General features: G+C 46.3%; 1 protein-coding gene. It reads left to right on the top strand.

The annotated features are described in order from the left end of the window. Positions 1–103 precede the first annotated feature (103 nt). The coding region (locus AB4371_RS21500) for a transposase DNA-binding-containing protein (RefSeq protein ID WP_372150644.1) at positions 104–579 on the top strand (476 nt) is incomplete at its 3' end.

The raw sequence follows: 579 nt of genomic DNA, 5'->3' as shown, positions 1-579 counted from the left end.
CTGTCTCTTATACACAAATCCCTAAGCCACGCTTGGGGATTTTTTTTGAACTATTTTTAGGTTTCATGATCTGATCATCTAAGCAATGACAAGGATGATTATCATGACCTATATAGAGCCAACCCTTTGGGCACAAAAACAGTTCGGTCAAGCCCACCTTAATGACCCTAGACGCACTCAAAGACTCGTTGCTCTCGCAGCCTCACTGGCCGAGCAACCTGGCGTACCCGTCTCGAAACTCATTATCTCCCCTGCTGAAATGGAAGGGGCTTATCGCTTCATCCGTAATGAGCAAATCAAAGCAGAAGATATCGCAGAAGCGGGTTTTTATGTCACCGCACAAGAAGCATTAGAGCAACAAACACTTCTTGCCTTAGAAGACACCACTTCTCTCAGTTACTCCCATCGCAGCATTCGAGATGAACTCGGGCACTCCAATCAAGGCAATCGACATCGCGCCATGTTCGTACACTCAACCTTACTTTTTGCTCCCGACACTCAATCTGTTATTGGTTTAATTGAACAACAGCGCTGGACTCGTGATATAGAAAAGCGAGGTCAAAGGCACCAGCATGCGAC

The sequence above is a fragment of the Vibrio sp. 10N.261.51.A3 genome, assembly GCF_041471965.1.
Classification (GTDB): Bacteria; Pseudomonadota; Gammaproteobacteria; order Enterobacterales; family Vibrionaceae; genus Vibrio; species Vibrio crassostreae_C.
Note: the sequence above shows the minus strand (reverse complement) of the source record. Positions and strands in the feature narration are given on the sequence as shown.